Below are 15,308 nucleotides of genomic sequence, written 5' to 3'. Positions count from 1 at the left end.
GCTTGGAGCTTTTCTCCGCTTAACGAGAGCTTGCGATGTTTGTTAGTAGAAGCGGGGGATTCCGGTTGCGGTCCATTTTTCTATGGGTTTGAGCGAGGTCCATTAAATCCTCGGGACCTTCCGCTTATCGTCAGAGCTTCTGTCCGCTCAGCCGGTTCAGCACCTCGCCGGTTTCCCGTACCAGCTCTTCGATGATCTGCGCGGCTCCGCTGCGTCTTGCGAGAGATGCGGCCTGGCCCGCCCACATGGCCATATAAGCCGGGTTGCCCGCTTTGGCGGCGCTTCGCCTAATCCCTTGGGTGAGAGCGTTCTGCGCGGGATAGGAAGGAAGTCGGCTGTCCAAAGGGCGCAGCTCATCCAGCAGCGCCGTCCGGATGCCGCGGGCATGCTTGCCGGACACCGATCGCGTAAGCACGGTGGACTCGTCGCGTGCGGCGAGTACGGCTTCCTTGTGGACGGCGTGGGCCCCGCTCTCCGCGCAGGCGAGGAACGCCGTGCCGAGCTGCACGGCCTCCGCCCCGAGGGCCAGTGCGGCGGCTATGCCGCGGCCGTCCATGATGCCGCCGGCGGCGATGACCGGCACTCGGACGAGGTCCGCGATCTGCGGCACGAGAGCCATCGTGCCGATGAGCGGCGGCTCGCCGTCGCTATCGCCGGGAAACGTGCCGCGGTGGCCGCCGGCTTCGCTGCCCTGGGCGACGATCGCGTCGACCCCGGCTTCCTCCAGCGCGGCGGCTTCCCGCACGGTTGTCGCGGTGCCGATCGTCCGGATGCCGAGACGCGCGCATTCCGCGAGAGTAGCCGCATCCGGCACGTCGAACGTGGAGCTGAATACCGGGACCCGCTCCTCCAGGAGGACGGCGAGTTGTTCCCGGTATGATTCGCTCCACACGGCGGGAGGCCGCTCCTCGCGGGTGCCCGTCTTCTCCCGCAGGGGAGCAAGCAGCCGCCATGCTTCGTCGGCTTTTTGCCGCTGTTCCTGTTCATGAGGGCCTTGCCCGGGTTCGGGCAGAATGAACAGGTTCACGGCAAAAGGGCGGTCCGTCCGGCTGCGGATTTCGCGGATGGCGGCGGAAATCTGCTCCGGCGTCATGTAGCCGGCGCCCAGTGTCCCGAGGCCGCCGGCTTCGGATACGGCGGCCACGAGGGCCGGCGTTGTGCTTCCGCCGGCCATTCCGGCCTGGATAAGGGGATAGCGGATTTGAAAAAGCGTACAAAATCGGTTGGAACGGCTGGAAAGATTCATGATCGAGAGCCTCGCTTTCTGAACTGTTTGTTTTGCGGGCACGGCTGACTGCTGATTGCTTATTGCATAGTGCTTATTGCTGATTGGCTGCAGGGGGATCTTTTTAAGTAAAAGGATGGCTTTGCGTTTATTCCGGCCCCGGCGGTTAAAATTCAAGCGGATGTTTTAAGTATACCTCGGTTGGAACAATTTTGCTGATGGGCGGCGGGCAAGCAATTGCCATCTGTGCGTGGTATACTAATACCTATTGCAGATGTTTATCAACCAGAGGAGTGATCCCGATGAAAGCGGTACAGATCAAACAATACGGCGGACCGGAAGAGCTGTATATCGGGGAAAGGCCCGACCCCGTTGCGGGCGAAGGCGAACTGCTTATCCAAGTGAAGGCGGCGGGTCTCAACCGTGCGGATCTGCTGCAGCGTGAAGGCAAGTACCCGGCGGTTCCCGGGGAATCGGACATACTCGGCCTGGAAATGGCAGGCGTTGTTATAGGCGTAGGAAGCGGCGTTACCGGCTGGAGAGAAGGCGAGCGAGTCTGTGCGCTCCTTCCCGGGGGCGGTTATTCCGAGCGGGTAGCCGTTCCTGCCGGCATGGCGATGCGTTTACCGGCTAATCTAAGTTATGCGGAAGGAGCGGCTATTCCGGAGGCATTTCTGACGGCTTATCTCAACCTCGTTAAACTGGCAGGAATGACGGAAGGGGACTATGTGCTCATTCATGCCGGCGCAAGCGGCGTCGGTTCGGCTGCGATTCAGCTCGCCAGGGAATTCGGGGCTCATGCTCTGGTGACTGCGGGCTCAAGCGAAAAGCTTGAATTTTGCCGGGAGCTTGGCGCGGAAGGATGCTGGAATTACCGTGAAGGCTCCTTTGTCCCTTGGCTAAACGAGGCGACAGGCGGACACGGCAGCGATATTGTCCTCGATCTCGTAGGCGCCCCGTATTTTACGGACCATCTGGCCGGCGCCGCCGTAGGCGGACGTATCGTCCTCGTGGGCATGACGGGCGGTTCCGAAGTCCCGATGGAAAGCTTTGATTTGAATCCTCTGCTGATGAAACGGATTTCCATCATCGGGTCCACGCTGCGCAGCCGCAGCCGCGAAGATAAAATCCGGCTGACCCAGCAGTTCTGGCAGCAGGCATCCTCCGGCTTCGCGGACGGTGCTTTACAACCGGTTGTGGACCGGATTTTCCCGTGGAGCCGTGTGCGTGAAGCCCACGAGTGGATGGAAGCGAACCGGAACAAAGGCAAGGTGATTCTGGATATTACCGCGGATGCGGAATAGATCTCTACTCGTAAATGGGATATGGATAAAAAGAGCTGATTATTCAGCTCTTTTTTCTTTTTATTCAGAAATGAATTTTTAGAAAACCCGAAATCATATTAATTTCCAGATAATATTTCCTAATATAAATTATTAATGACATAATTATAGTTCTATAGTATCATAATAATGGCAAATAAAAATTTTTGGAGGAAAAGAAATGAAGATAAGTAAAATAAAAATAATTATGTTCTTTTTTGCTTTTTTATTTGTTTCCGGCATGATGAGTTATCGTGCCGAAGCGGCTAGCCCATATACAGGAGGATTGTTAGATGGTGTGTCTCTGCAAACGAGCACTACTGTCGGGCAGCCGACGGGAACAGTGGTAAAAGAAATCACGGATGGGGATGCGACCACAAGAACGGTACTTCGTGCTCCCTCAATGTTCTGGCACACCTTTTCCACACCTCAACAAGTCAATGCTGTGATTTTTAAAGCCGGCTCTTTAGGCAGTGTCATTGATTTTTACGATTCAAACAATAATCTGATATACAGTTATAAGCTTGTTACAATGGATGGAGTTGAGACTCTTCCCCAACCCGTCCAAAACGTATCGACTGTTGTTTTGAAACATAGGGATGTTTTTGCATACGAATGGAATCTGTTTGTAAATCCAACGGCCGCTCCTCTGCCCACAAAGATAGATTGGATCCAAGGCGGCGACAAAACGGTGGATCTGAATTGGAATTCTACCGGCGCTAAATCCTACAAAGTTAAACGTTCCGTATCGCCCGGAGGTCCTTATGCGCTCCTTGCTTCCGATCTTACTTCAACAACCTACACGGATACGACCGTGACCAATGGAGTGACTTACTATTATGTAGTTACAGCCGTCAATGAGGCGGGAGAAAGTGTTCCTTCTCCGGAAAAATCAATTAAGCCGGAGGCGACTAAGTATACCGGCGGATTGCTGGATCGTTTATGGCTAAAGACAGGCCCGGCTGTAAACAATCCTACAGGAACCGAGCGGGTTATGACGGATAACGATGCCACGACACGCTATTTGTTAACACCCGGGATTCTTGTCTGGCATACCTTTCAATCCCCCAAAGAAATCAATTCCGTTATCATCCAAGGGACGGGAGGTGTAACCGTTGAATTCTATGACGCAAACGACAACTTATTGTCCTCTTACACGCCTATCACACTAGACGGAGTGGAATCTTTGCCGACACCCGTGAAAAACGTCACAACTGCTCTTTTGAAAAAAAATACAAATGCTTTCGTGAATGAATGGAACTTGTTTGAAAGCCCATCCGCCAAGCCACTTTCAACGGTCATCAACTGGATACAAGCCGGTGATCGGACTGTTGATTTATATTGGGATTCCAAAGGCGCAAAAACGTATAACGTCAGACGTTCCGCCACAAAAGGGGGCCCTTACACTCTCGTTGCCAATACGAAGGAACTTTCGTTTACGGATACAACCGTAACAAACGGAACGACTTATTATTATGTCGTGACCTCTGTCAACGAAGCCGGTGAGAGTGCACCTTCTCCGGAAAAAGAAATTAAACCGGATGCAACCAAATATACGGGAGGCTTGTTGGACCGTAAGATTTTGAAAACGGGGACAGCAATTTCCAATCCCACAGGTTCGGAACGAATCATGACCGACAATAATATTGCCACTCAGTTTGTACTGAGAGGAATGGCTTGGTACAATTTCGATACACCCAAAAATATTGAAGCCGTTATTGTAAACGGGTCTTCAGGAGCTATCGTTGAATTTTACGATACTAACAGCAATTTGCTTTTCAGCTACACACCCGCTCAAAATGATACGGTAGAAACATTGGCTGCTCCGGTGAAAAATGTAAGTGTCGTCGTCCTGAAGCATACCAACGGTTTTGTTAAGGAATGGAACGTCTTCGGCAAAGCCGTCGAGCCGCCGGTTGCCGCTCCGCTTAACCTGACAGCCGCAGGCGGGGACAAAAAAGTTACGCTTGCTTGGAACAGCGTAAACAATGCGACTAGTTACAACGTTAAACGCAGCACAACTGCAGGCGGTCCGTACGTAACCGTCGGTTCGGTTACGGGTGCGACGTATACGTACACCGATACAAATGTCGTCAACGGCACGACATACTACTATGTAGTAACGGCAGTAGCCCCAGCAGGAGAGAGCGCGCCGTCCAACGAAGCGTCCGCTACTCCTAAAGCGGGAGACGTAGTCATTCCGCCGGAGGAAGAATCCGGTGACAGCGCCATTCTCGTCATTACGCTTAACAACGGAACCGAGAAAGAGTACGATCTTTCCATGAACGAGGTTAACGCGTTTATCGCGTGGTACGAAGGCCGCGCGGCCGGCAAAGGTCCGGTTATGTTCGCGATCGACAAGCACGAGAACAACAAGGGACCTTTCAAAAACCGTAAGGATTACATCCTGTACGACAAAATCATTACGTTCGAAGTGAACGCCTACGATAACGGCAAAGGCGGAAACGGCGGAACCACGCCTCCGGTTAACCCGGAAGACCCTAGCAATTATTAATCGGAACTCCAACGTAAAAAGATAAGCTTCCACAAACAAAAGGCCCTTGGTCAGCTTAAACTGATCAAGGGTCTTTTGTTCACGATAGGGCGCTGCTCCCGGCGCACGCAGTTCTTGGCGCAGTGCAGGCGCCCCATGACGATGGTGTTCTCTCATGCCGTATCCGGGAATAGAGTGACGCTCCGGCTTGTTCATGGAGCCGTTTCCGGCGCCGGAGGCTTGTATAACTGGCTGAGTTTAACGAAGGACAGGGTGTCCTTCAATTTCGGCAGCGTATCCTTCAGGGCCGAGGCCGTTATTTCTCCCTTGGCCCCGACGTGGCCGATGGCGATGCACGGCTGATGCGCTTTGGAGTGGGCGCCGATCAGATGAATCTGCTGGGTTACTTTGCTTTTCGTATGGATATCATCCAGAAAAAGGTGATTTTCCAAACAAGGCACGCCGACTTTTTTGGCCTCCTTGCAGGCGATGCTCCGGTAATTCGTATGGCTGTCCAGAAAGAAGAGCCCTCTTTCGCGCAGCACTTCCATCACAAGCCGCATCACGCGTTCATCGCCGGTCGCCTTGGAGCCCATATGATTGTTCACCCCGATCGCGTGCGGGATATCGTCAATGGCGGCGTTGACCCGTTTGCGCACCTCGGCATCGCTCAGATCCGTGGTAATGACACCGGGACCTAACCAGCTTTTACGGCCGCTGAGGGGCTCCATCGGAAGATGGACGATTACGTCGTGTCCTTTGACGAACGCTTTCTCGGCATCGCTGTGCGAGGAAGGGAGAAACGGCATAACGGCGGCCGTAATCGGAAAAGGCAAATCCAGAATCGCATCGGTGCCTTTCATGTTGTTGCCGAGGTCGTCAATGATGATGGCGGCCTTTCTGACTGCTGGGGGTTCGTCCACGTGTGCCGACGCAGCGCCTTCCAGCCCTGTAAATATGGACAAGCCTGCAAGCAATAGGGTCCAAACGAGCAGACGGCAGGACCCGAACCGGATACCAGGCATAATCGCATTCCTCCCGGCGCTAATTTTTTTTGATGCCGTTCTTTTTTTAATATGGGAATGCCTGACGAAAGTTATGCGGGGAGCAGAAAAAGGAGGCTGTAACGGTGCGGAAAATGGTATAAATTCCAAGCCGCGGCGAATAGCATGGAGTAAATCCTCAAAAATTGCGAAAGGGGTGTCACAATCCGGGCGATGCTCCGGTTCGCGCCTTTATGCTGGCTTTCCCTGGCTTTGACTTCAAAAACCGCGAGACGCTATACTGTAAAATAGGAAGGACTCAAACCTTTTTTGATCTTTCATTTTACAACTTATTTTTCAACTTAAAAGGAGGTGTACCTGTCTGCTTCCAAGAGGCGGATAGGGATTAATTGGATAGTGACCCTTTACCAGTGTTACTGAATTTTGTACTGATTGTGGTTCTCGTTCTACTGAACGGATTTTTTGTGGCGGCGGAATTTGCGATGGTGAAAGTGCGCGCAAGCCGTATCGATGCGCTTGTCCTGGAAGGGAATGTGAAGGCGCGCTTCGCCGGCAAAATCGTTCAGAACATGAATGCGTATTTGTCCGCCTGCCAGCTCGGCATAACCTTGACGTCTTTGGCGCTCGGTTGGATCGGCGAGCCTACGGTGGCGTCTGTACTCGAACCGCTATTGGTGAACATTGGTGTACCACCTGTTATTATTCACACCATTTCTTTTATCATCGCATTCACGGTTATTACGGCGTTTCACATTATTATCGGGGAGCAGTTTCCCAAAACGTATGCGATCCGCAAATCGGAAGATGTGACTCTCTGGGTTGCCGGTCCGGTCCTGATTTTTTACAAAATCATGTATCCTTTCATCTGGATGCTGAACGGAACCTCCAACTGGCTGCTTCGCAAATCCGGCATTGAGCCCGAAGGCGACCACGATACGGTTCATACGGAAGACGAAATCCGGCTGCTGATGAAAGAGAGCCACCGGAACGGGCTGATCGACAATACGGAACTCACCCTGGTGGACAATATTTTCGAGTTCACGGAAACGAACGCACGCGAAATTATGATTCCGCGTACGGAAATGGTGTGCCTGCATGCCGCTCATTCCTTCGAAGAAAACAAGGAAATGGCCATTCAGGAGCTCTACACACGTTATCCGGTTTGCGATCCGGACAAAGATAACATTATCGGCTTTGTCCACATCAAGGATTTGTTAAAAGCAAGCGACCAGCTTGACGATATACGCAAGATTATAAGACCGCTCATGACGGTGCCCGAGTCGATGCCGATCAGTACGCTGCTCAAGCTGATGCAGAAACGCAAAACGGAAGTGGCGCTGCTGATCGACGAATACGGCGGCACGTCGGGTCTTGTAACGGTTGAAGACATTCTGGAAGAAATCGTCGGCGAGCTGCAGGACGAATTCGACCATGAACGTCCCGTTATGGAGAAGAAAGACGAATTTACGTACTCGATCGACGGCATGATGCTCATCGAGGAAGTGAACAATCACTTCGGTACGGAAATCGAAACCGAGCATTACGATACGATCGGCGGCTGGATTTATTCCCAGGTGGAAATTCCGCCTATGAAAAACCAGCGCATCCATCTGGGGCCGCTTCAGTTTATCATTGATGAAGTAGAACATATGCGGATCGTACGGCTGATCGTACGCAAGGAACCTCCTGAAGAACAAGTGCTGCTTCAGCAGGTCGTGTCTTAATAAATTCAAACACAAGAAAACGCCGCGTCCCCGCGGCGTTTTCTTGTGTTTTTTCTATAGGGGGGATTGTGTTGGAATGGAATCCCTTATAGTTGTTTAGAATGTTGCAAGAACAATAACCAGTAAGATGTAAAGAACCAGAATGACCGCTGTGCTCGTGAACCCAATGCCTGCTCCGTAACCCGACATGTTAACGCCTCCCTGAGTTTGAGTTTTGCTTTGTTTAGCTCTGTTTACAGAATTATCTTATGAAGGGCGGGGGCGTTTGTCATGGACGGATGCCCGGGGAGTCCAAATTTTTACGAAGAGCCGTCCGGCACCGCTGTTTGTGAGGATTTGCAAGAGAGTGCAGGCGGTCGACCGGCCGATACAGGACAAAATCGTCGTCATTATCGTCGTCGTAATCCTGTCGGTGCCTGGCCTATCCCGCTACTCCCGGTTCTCGCTTACGCGCTTCATGATGTCCAGCAAAGCTTCGGGAGGCCTGGCTCCGGAGAAGCCGACTTTTTTATTGAGGATAAAAAAAGGCACACCGTTTATGTTCAGCCGCTTAGCGAGGGCATAATCGGCCCGGACGCTGTTTTCGACGTCTTCGTGATAAAGGCGCTTCGCGGTTTCGGCCGGATCTAATCCGCATTCTCCGGCAATCCGCAGCAGTACGGATTCCATGCCGATGTTAAGGCCCTCTTCAAAATAGGCCCGGTAAATGCGGTCAAGGACGAGCGATTTCGAACTCTCCGGCACGGCGGCGATCAATTGTTGAGAGAGGCGGGTATCCGGCATCGACAAAATCCGGTCAAAACGGAAGGGGACGCCCGCCTGCCGTCCGGCCCTCGTGACGCCGTCCAGTACGGCCTGCAGCTTTTCCCCGCTGGGGTCCTGCAGCTTCCGGTTCATCGCTTCCGTAAAGGGCACGCCCTTAGGCGGGATAGACGAGTCGAGGCGAAAGGCCCTGAAACGGACAGAGACAGGCTCGCCTTTCCATAGACCGAGAGCCTCCGTCAGATAGGACTTACCGATCCGGCACCAGGGACAGACGGTATCCTGAAAAACATCGATAATCAATAGAGTCAGCTCCTTCCGTCCTAGAATCTTTTCATGCGTTTATCGAAATAAAGCATACTCATTATAGTATACTTCCCGCCGGAAACCGAAACGCTCCGACCTGCCAAAACCCGGAAGATTGTTTGAGACGGGCAAAAAACGGCTAAAAACCTCATAGAGTTCTCAATCTAGCGAAGAGGAGCGATCTTAAGGTGGCAGACAAAAAAGACAAAGACAAAACCAGACGGGGCGAATCCGTCATCGGACAAATCGATCGCACGCTCGTTCCGGATAAGGCCATTGCGCTCTGGCATCTGGGCCAGGAAGGAATGGCTTTCAAAGCCGCGGGAATCATCGGATATATAGATCCGTATTTAAGCAATTACATAGATGACGAGTTCGGCAATTCGCCGCGCCAGTTCGAAACGCCTCTCTCGCCGGAACTCATCGGGCACGCGGATCTCGTCCTCATCACGCACGATCACCCCGACCATCTCGACCCGGTCTCGGTACGTGCGATAGCTATCGCATCTCCGCAAGCGACGTGGATTTGTCCGGCTCCGGTGGTTTCTCAATTGACGGGGCTCGGAATCGCCCCCGATGCGGTCATAGGAGCCCTGGCGGGGCAGATGATCGACTTCCGGGATATGCGGATTACGCCGGTCGCCGCCAAGCATGAAGAATTCGAAACGGATGAGAACGGAAATCACAAGTATCTCGGCTATGTCATAGAGCTCAACGGAGTTACGCTGTATCATGCCGGAGATACGATCGGGTACGCGGGTCTGCTGGAGACGCTGCGTCCACACCGGATCGATATAGCCTGCCTGCCTATCAACGGCCGCGATATCAAGCGGTACGAAGCGAATCTCATGGGCAATATGAACTTCCGGGAAGCCGCGGACCTCGGCGTCGGCATCGGAGCGGATCTGATCGTGCCCATGCACTACGATCTTTTCGCCTTTAACACGGAGAATCCGGCCTATTTCGTCGACTATGTCCATCGCACGTACCCGTACCAGAAGTTTAAGCTGTTTGTGCCGGGAGAGAGGCTGATCTATTACAGGGACGATGAGATGAAAGAAAGCGGCGGGGGAAACGGGGATTAAACTTCCCTGTGCGGGTTCCCGGACCGCGCGGGCTTAACGGCCTGAACGGAGCGTCCTGTCCGCCGCGAGCGTTTCGAAGCGAAGTGTGCCGGCGAGCGCAGCAGCAAGGCCGGTATAAGCGACCCGAGAGGACGTATCCGCATCGGCGGCCTATAAGCGGGACCTTCGGCCTGCTCCCTTATTGACGCTGCTGTCCTTATAAGGCATTATTAAGAGATATGATGCAGCTTGGAGGGACCGCAGTGAAAGCCGAAGAAATTATACAGGCCATGGCCGAACAAGGGATGCGGATAACCGATCAAAGACGCACGCTGGCGGAATTGTTCGCCAAGTCCGAAGGGTATGTGACACCGAAAGCCGTGTATGAAATCATGGGGAAAACATACGGCGGCCTCAGTTTTGATACGGTCTACCGCAATTTGAGAATCATGCATGACATGGGCGTCCTGGAACAGTTTGTTTTCGAAGACGGGATCAAATTCCGTGCGCGCTGTTCGGAAATGGATCACCATCATCATTTGATCTGCCTTCAGTGCGAGAAAACGATCCCGTTCGTCTTTTGTCCTATGGATGAGGTAAAGGGATTGCCGGATGATTTCAAGGCGGTCAAACATAAATTCGAAATTTACGGGTACTGCAAGGATTGCCAGAAATGAAAAAGGTGCTCCAGGCACCCATTCATGCCTACCGTAAATACGTGTCTCCGCTCAAACCGCCTACCTGCCGGTTCTATCCGACCTGTTCCCAGTATGCGCTGGAGGCGATAGAGCGGCACGGGCCGTTATACGGGTCGTGGCTGGCGGCCAAACGAATATGCCGCTGCCACCCTTTTCACCCGGGCGGAGTAGATCCGGTTCCGCCGCCGCGGAAAGAGGGGCGAAATACCGGTTGACACAATTTGCGGGATTCGCTATATTGTTGGTTAAACCTGCCTATTCGCGGGAACAATGGAACTAGAATGATCATCACTTTATGAATAGACATGTTCGATGAACGGATGAGTACGGGAGGAAGCTGCTGCAGAGAGCCGGGTCAGGTGAAAGCCGGTGCAGTCGGAACCCCGGAGTATGGTCCCGGAGAACATGCCTTCGAGCGGCCCCGATGAGGAAGGAAGTTTTCTTCCGCGACAGGGGCGTAAGGGGGCATCGCTTGTCCGGCGTTAACGGACGGAGCCGCCGGGAAACCGGCGGCTGCCGAGCTTCGTCCTCGCAAGAGGCGGAGAAATCTGGGTGGTACCGCGTGAGCACAGCTCTCGTCCCTTTGTTGGACGGGGGCTTTTTGCGATTTACGGCTTCCGCGTCTCGTTTGCATAGAACATTACGAAGAAAGAGGATGGGTAACATGGACAACAACCGCAAAACCTTTTATTTGACGACACCGATTTATTATCCCAGCGACAAGCTTCATATCGGGCATGCTTACACGACGGTGGCGGGAGACACGATGGCTCGCTACAAGCGCCTTCGCGGCTACGATGTCATGTATTTGACGGGCACGGACGAGCACGGTCAGAAAATCGAGCGGAAAGCGAAGGAAAAGGGGCAGACTCCCCAGGCGTTCGTGGATGAAATCGTCGACGGCATCAAATCCTTGTGGAGCCGGCTGGATATTTCCTACGACGATTTTATCCGCACGACGGACCAGCGGCATAAGGACGCCGTCCAGAAAATTTTCGACCGTCTGACTCAGCAGGGAGACATTTACCTGGATACTTACGAAGGCTGGTACTGTACGCCTTGCGAATCTTTTTTCCTGGAAAATAAGCTGGTCGATGGAAAATGCCCGGACTGCGGCCGCCCCGTTGAATGGGTGAAGGAAGAAAGCTATTTCTTCCGGATGAGCAAATATGCCGACAGACTGCTTCAATATTACGAGGAAAACCCGGAGTTCATCCAGCCGGAATCCCGCAAAAACGAAATGATCAACAACTTCATCAAGCCGGGGCTGGAAGATCTCGCCGTTTCGCGGACGACGTTCGACTGGGGCATTAAAGTGCCCGGCAATCCGAAGCATGTCATCTACGTCTGGATCGACGCGCTGACGAATTATATTACGGCCCTCGGCTACGGCAGTGAAGATCCGTCGAAGTATGAGCGTTACTGGCCGGCAGACGTCCATCTGGTGGGCAAGGAGATTGTCCGCTTCCACACCATCTACTGGCCGATCATGCTGATGGCCCTGGACCTGCCTCTGCCGAAAAAAGTGTTCGCGCACGGCTGGCTTCTCATGAAGGACGGCAAAATGTCGAAATCCAAAGGCAACGTCGTAGATCCGGTCACCCTGATCGAACATTTCGGCCTTGATGCGCTGCGTTATTACCTGCTGCGGGAAGTGCCTTTCGGATCGGACGGCACCTTTACGCCCGAGGCGTTTGTCGAGCGGATCAACTACGATCTCGCCAACGACCTGGGGAATCTGCTTAACAGGACCCTGGCGATGCTCGGCAAATATTTCGACGGCGTCGTTCCGGACTTCCAGCCGGGAGTTACGGCTTTTGACAAGGAACTGATCGCTACGGCGAAAGAAACGGTTGAAACCGTAGAAGCGCAGATGGAGAAAATGGAGTTCTCTACCGCTTTGTCGGCTATCTGGGCGCTTGTCAGACGCGCCAACAAATACATTGACGAGACGCAGCCGTGGGCTCTGGCCAAAGACGACGTGAACCACGGCACGCTAGGCTCCGTCATGTACGCCCTGTTCGAGACGCAGCGCATCGTCAGCGTGCTCCTGCAGCCGTTCCTGACCCGCACGCCTGCGAAGATCTGGGAGCAGCTCGGCATCCAGGACGGAGCGCTTACCGCGTGGGACAGCGTCCACACGTTCGGCCTGCTGCCTTCCGGCACCAAAACGGCCAAAGGCGATCCGCTCTTCCCGCGCCTGGATATGGCGGAAGAGGTCGCCTTCATCGCGGCTGCAATGAACGGTGGCCAGGCGCCGGCCGGTGAAGCCGCAGCCGAGCCTGCCTCTGCGGCAGCCGAGCCGGCTCCGGCCGTGAAGACCCCGGCGGAGGATGCCAAGCCCGCGCCGGAAGCGAAGCCCGAAATCGGCATCGACGATTTCGCGAAGGTCGAGCTGCGCGTGGCGCAGGTCACGGCGGCGGAGCCCGTCAAGGGCGCCGACAAGCTGCTTCAGCTCCAGCTGGACCTCGGCTACGAGCAGCGGCAGGTCGTTTCCGGCATCGCGAAGTACTACAAGCCGGAGGAGCTTGTCGGACGCAAGGTCATCTGCGTGACGAACCTGAAGCCGGTGAAGCTTCGCGGCGTACAGTCGCAGGGAATGATCCTGGCGGCTTCCGAAGGCGACGGACTGACGCTGGCAACCGTGCCGGATTCGATGCCGAACGGCGCCATCGTGAAATAACACCCTTTCCCGACCCGGAAAAAATGCGGACATCTTTCGCGTTTTTTCCGGGTTTTGACATGTGTAGAGGAGAATTTTTGTCAATTAATCGTAATGTTTATGATTAGTATTGACAGAAGGCGGGCCGGGTCCGTATAATCAGCAAGTAAATAAAAATAATTACGATTTACACAGCTTGATTATTGTGACAGGCTGCCGAAAGGAGTTATTTTCTATGAAAAGACGGCGTATACTTACAGGGTTGACACTCGCGATATCTCTACTGCTGGCAGGCTGCGGAGGCGGCCAGAAGTCGGCGGTCGCGGAAGATAAAATCAATATAACGACGAGCTTTTACCCGCTTTACGATTTTGCGGTCAAGGTGGGGGGCGCCCATGTGAACGTCATCAACCTGGTGCCGGCGGGGGTCGAGCCTCATGATTGGACACCGAAAGGCCGGGACATCAAAAACATCAGTGATTCCCAGTTGTTCCTCTATCAAGGAGCGGGATTTGAAGGCTGGGTGGACGACTTCCTCAAAAGCTTGAAGGACAGCAAGGTGAAACCGGTCGTAGCGAGCACGGGAGTCGAGCTTCTTAAAGCGGGGGAAGAGACGCACGACCACGACCACGGCAAGGACGAACACGGCAAGGATGAACACAGCCATACCGGAGAGGCCGGCAAAGATACCGACCCTCACGCGTGGCTTAGTCCCAAGAACGCCAAAAAAATGTCCGAGAACATCAAAAACGCACTCGTTGAAGCCGACCCGGCGCACAAGAGCGACTATGAAGCGAACTATTCGGCTTACGCGGCCAAACTGGACGCTCTGGATAAGCAGTACAAGGACAGCCTCTCCGGGCTGCCGAAGAAAGAAATTGCCGTGTCCCACCAGGCATTCGCCTATTTGTGCCATGACTACGGGCTGACTCAGATGGCCATTATGGGCCTTTCCCCGGATGCCGAGCCGACCGCTCAGGATATGAAGAAAATGAGAGAGTACATCGGGGAGCACGGGATCAAATATATCTTCTTCGAAGAACTGGTATCGGACAAACTGGCGAAAACGCTGGCCAAAGACGCGAAGGTCGAAACGCTCGTACTGAATCCGCTGGAAGGGTTGACCGAAGAACAGGTAAAGCAAGGCAAAGACTATATTTCCGTAATGGAAGAAAATTTGAAAAATTTGACGAAAGCTTTACAATAGAAGTGACTCATCATTGAAGCGACAGAAGCGAAAGCCGCCCGGCGGCGAAGGGAGCAGAAGAACGGAATGGATACATGGAAACCGGACGGCTGCCATAACAAAATCGTGGAATTTAGCGGCATCTCCTTCTCATACGGAAGCAAGCCGGTTATAACGGATTTAAATTTTGACGTTCTTGAAAGAGATTTTGTAGGACTGATCGGATCTAACGGAGCGGGAAAAACAACGCTTCTGCGGATGCTGGTCGGCCTGCATAAGCCTACGGAAGGCGATATCCGCTTGTTCGGACAGCCGATCCGGCAGTTTCGGGACTGGGAGCGCATCGGATACGTACCGCAGAAGAATTCGCTCAATCCGCTGTTTCCGGCAACCGTCCGCGAGGTGGTAATGTCGGGGCTTTACACGAAAAAGAAGCTGTACAAGCGCCTGACCAAAGAGGATATGCGCCGGTGTGACGATGCCATGGAAGCGATGCGCATCGAAGATCTGGCAAAACGCAGAATCGGAGAATTGTCGGGCGGACAGCAGCAGAGGGTGTTTCTTGCGCGTGCTATCGCCAACAACCCCGAGCTGCTCATCCTGGATGAGCCGACGGTGGGGATCGATGCGGAAAGCCAGGCGGTATTCTTTAATATGATCCGCCATATGCATCAGCACCACCACATGACCTTTATCATGGTGTCTCATGACCGGGAAATGATGAGGTCCTATCTCGGTTCGGAGCCGCAGACGCAGAGCGGGGGACTGAAGTTTTTCGTAAAACACACGCACGAACCCGAGAATTGCGAAGAGACCGACCTGACGCATTCTACGGTCAGAGAGCTTCAAACAAGTCAATAA

13 protein-coding genes are annotated in these 15,308 nt (G+C 53.5%); 9 read left to right on the top strand and 4 right to left on the bottom strand.

Features of this window, described 5'->3' with window-relative positions; translation table 11 throughout:
• Positions 1-130: 130 nt before the first annotated feature.
• On the bottom strand, positions 131-1,246 hold the full coding sequence (locus PCH01S_RS09550; RefSeq protein ID WP_042228684.1) for an NAD(P)H-dependent flavin oxidoreductase: 1,116 nt from the start codon (positions 1,244-1,246) through the stop codon (positions 131-133).
• A 281-nt stretch (positions 1,247-1,527) separates the two neighbouring features.
• Here PCH01S_RS09550 and PCH01S_RS09545 point away from each other — a divergent pair, with 281 nt between their 5' ends.
• The gene (locus PCH01S_RS09545; protein WP_042228683.1) at positions 1,528-2,529 is read left to right on the top strand and encodes an NAD(P)H-quinone oxidoreductase; all 1,002 of its coding nucleotides are present in this window, start codon (positions 1,528-1,530) and stop codon (positions 2,527-2,529) included.
• Positions 2,530-3,238: 709 nt separating this feature from the next.
• Positions 3,239-5,062, top strand: coding sequence for a fibronectin type III domain-containing protein (locus PCH01S_RS09540; RefSeq protein ID WP_206735009.1), 1,824 nt, complete (start codon positions 3,239-3,241; stop codon positions 5,060-5,062).
• A 191-nt stretch (positions 5,063-5,253) separates the two neighbouring features.
• On the opposite strand, the gene PCH01S_RS09535 is transcribed toward PCH01S_RS09540, so the two are convergent.
• Entirely contained in the window at positions 5,254-6,066 is an 813-nt protein-coding gene (locus PCH01S_RS09535) for a divergent polysaccharide deacetylase family protein (RefSeq protein WP_042228679.1), read from the bottom strand.
• Between the two features lie 389 nt (positions 6,067-6,455).
• Between PCH01S_RS09535 and PCH01S_RS09530 the strand changes: the two genes are divergently transcribed.
• Entirely contained in the window at positions 6,456-7,769 is a 1,314-nt protein-coding gene (locus PCH01S_RS09530) for a hemolysin family protein (protein ID WP_255246833.1), read from the top strand.
• A gap of 96 nt (positions 7,770-7,865) precedes the next feature.
• Here PCH01S_RS09530 and PCH01S_RS31090 read toward each other — a convergent pair whose 3' ends face one another.
• Both PCH01S_RS31090 and PCH01S_RS09525 read right to left on the bottom strand, forming a co-directional pair.
• A complete protein-coding gene (locus PCH01S_RS31090) occupies positions 7,866-7,958 on the bottom strand; it encodes a YjcZ family sporulation protein (RefSeq protein WP_206735010.1) in 93 nt (30 codons plus the stop codon).
• A gap of 240 nt (positions 7,959-8,198) precedes the next feature.
• A complete protein-coding gene (locus tag PCH01S_RS09525; protein WP_042228676.1) occupies positions 8,199-8,834 on the bottom strand; it encodes a DsbA family oxidoreductase in 636 nt (211 codons plus the stop codon).
• Between the two features lie 191 nt (positions 8,835-9,025).
• Between PCH01S_RS09525 and PCH01S_RS09520 the strand changes: the two genes are divergently transcribed.
• The 6 genes from PCH01S_RS09520 to PCH01S_RS09495 all read left to right on the top strand — a co-directional run bounded on the left by PCH01S_RS09520 (position 9,026) and on the right by PCH01S_RS09495 (position 15,308).
• Positions 9,026-9,922, top strand: coding sequence for an MBL fold metallo-hydrolase (locus tag PCH01S_RS09520; RefSeq protein WP_042228675.1), 897 nt, complete (start codon positions 9,026-9,028; stop codon positions 9,920-9,922).
• A 242-nt stretch (positions 9,923-10,164) separates the two neighbouring features.
• Entirely contained in the window at positions 10,165-10,578 is a 414-nt protein-coding gene (locus PCH01S_RS09515) for a Fur family transcriptional regulator (RefSeq protein WP_042228674.1), read from the top strand.
• Positions 10,575-10,814 (top strand): membrane protein insertion efficiency factor YidD, encoded by a 240-nt coding sequence (gene yidD, locus PCH01S_RS09510; protein WP_042228672.1) that lies wholly within the window; start codon positions 10,575-10,577, stop codon positions 10,812-10,814. Before PCH01S_RS09515 ends, yidD begins: the two co-directional genes overlap by 4 nt.
• Before the next feature lie 449 nt (positions 10,815-11,263).
• Positions 11,264-13,282 (top strand): methionine--tRNA ligase, encoded by a 2,019-nt coding sequence (metG, locus tag PCH01S_RS09505; RefSeq protein WP_042228671.1) that lies wholly within the window; start codon positions 11,264-11,266, stop codon positions 13,280-13,282.
• A gap of 214 nt (positions 13,283-13,496) precedes the next feature.
• Entirely contained in the window at positions 13,497-14,468 is a 972-nt protein-coding gene (locus PCH01S_RS09500; protein WP_042228670.1) for a metal ABC transporter substrate-binding protein, read from the top strand.
• A 66-nt stretch (positions 14,469-14,534) separates the two neighbouring features.
• On the top strand, positions 14,535-15,308 hold the full coding sequence (locus PCH01S_RS09495; RefSeq protein WP_042228669.1) for a metal ABC transporter ATP-binding protein: 774 nt from the start codon (positions 14,535-14,537) through the stop codon (positions 15,306-15,308).

This window comes from Paenibacillus chitinolyticus NBRC 15660 (assembly GCF_000739915.1).
Classification (GTDB): Bacteria; Bacillota; Bacilli; order Paenibacillales; family NBRC-103111; genus Paenibacillus_F; species Paenibacillus_F chitinolyticus.
This window is presented reverse-complemented; position numbering and strand designations above follow the sequence as displayed.